The sequence below is a fragment of the Romboutsia maritimum genome, from assembly GCF_002251085.2.
Lineage (GTDB): Bacteria > Bacillota > Clostridia > Peptostreptococcales > Peptostreptococcaceae > Romboutsia_B > Romboutsia_B maritimum.
Genome location: NZ_NOJZ02000079.1, coordinates 1 through 1,311, shown reverse-complemented (window position 1 = coordinate 1,311; position 1,311 = coordinate 1). Strand labels below are relative to the sequence as shown.

Below are 1,311 nucleotides of genomic sequence, written 5' to 3'. Positions count from 1 at the left end.
CTGTGTATTTTCCTACTGAAAAGATGGTATACAAAGAGGCTCGTGATAGAGAAATAGTTGCAGAGTTTAATGGTGCTAATATAAAAAAACTTGCAAGCAAGTATAACATGAGTGAGAGTTATGTTAGATCAATTATTAATAAGAAAATTAAGTCTGACTAATTATAGTTAATGCTAAATTTTATGGCGTTTCATTTGTTTAGAAACTATAAAAACTACAATTTCTCATATTAAGACTTTTACTTATTCTAAAGAATTAATGATAAATCCCTAATATGTCGCAGTTGATTACTTTAGCTATTATATATCATCTAAATATAAATTGTATTTTTAGATGATATATAATAGCTTTTTAAATATGAAAAATATCCATTTATATCCTTTTAGATGAATTTTCAATTAACTAAAGGTGTTTACATCTATATAGGTTAAATTTGAGTTTAAAATGCCATTTATTAAAATTCCCATAAAAATTTATATTCAACTCTAAAATCTTCCAAGCCATCTATATAATTTTCTAATGGTTTATAATTCCCTTCACTGCATATATTTAAAGAACTTCTATATAAGTCTTCTGTGTCCCACGAAATTATTTTCATTGGTAGATTATTTTCTAGCATTTGTTTTAACATTAGGAATCTTCCTATACGACCATTTCCATCTTGAAATGGATGTATAAGTTCAAATCTGTAATGAAACTCTGATATATTCTCTAAGGTTATATTATCTAAATTATAATACCACTCTAAAAGTTCATCTAGTTTAGACTGTACTTCAAAAGGTTGAGCGACTTTCGCTTTTGTTCCTATAATCATATTAGGTATTGTTTTATATATCCCCGCATAACCTCTGACATGCATTGTTGTATTAAACATTAAACTTGAATGCAGTTTTTTTAAAAAACTATCGTTTATTTTCTCTCCTAAAGTCTCAATTATTGTATCAAATACATAGCTAGAATTAACAGTTTCTTGTACATCGTCTAGAGTATGTCTCCCTGTCACTACATCCTTATCTAATAATAAAGCTAATTCTTCTGTTGTAAATTTACTACCCTCAATCTTATTTGAATGATATAAGAAACTATGCTTTAATATCGCATACAATGAATTTTTAAATTCCTTAGTTTCTAATAAAGTTGATATAAATTTATCTTTCATTATCTATTCCACCTGCTTTTATTTAATCCCTAAATTGACTTCTCCCTATAGCTAAAACAAAGAGATTTTATAGAGAGTTGGTTAATTTACCCTTTTTCTTTATTATTTAAACTTGTCCTTTTGACTTTCTAAAAGTTTCTTTTCAAGTTCTT

General features: G+C 26.4%; 2 protein-coding genes. One reads left to right on the top strand and one right to left on the bottom strand.

Going from position 1 to position 1,311, the window contains the following annotated elements; all coding sequences use genetic code 11:
* The first annotated feature begins 2 nt into the window (after positions 1–2).
* Complete coding sequence (locus CHF27_RS14775; RefSeq protein WP_408638587.1) at positions 3–161, top strand: Mor transcription activator family protein; 159 nt, start codon at positions 3–5, stop codon at positions 159–161.
* A gap of 293 nt (positions 162–454) precedes the next feature.
* Here the strand turns inward: CHF27_RS14775 and CHF27_RS13750 are convergent, their stop codons facing one another.
* Complete coding sequence (locus CHF27_RS13750) at positions 455–1,159, bottom strand: Fic family protein (RefSeq protein WP_095405281.1); 705 nt, start codon at positions 1,157–1,159, stop codon at positions 455–457.
* Positions 1,160–1,311 lie beyond the last annotated feature (152 nt).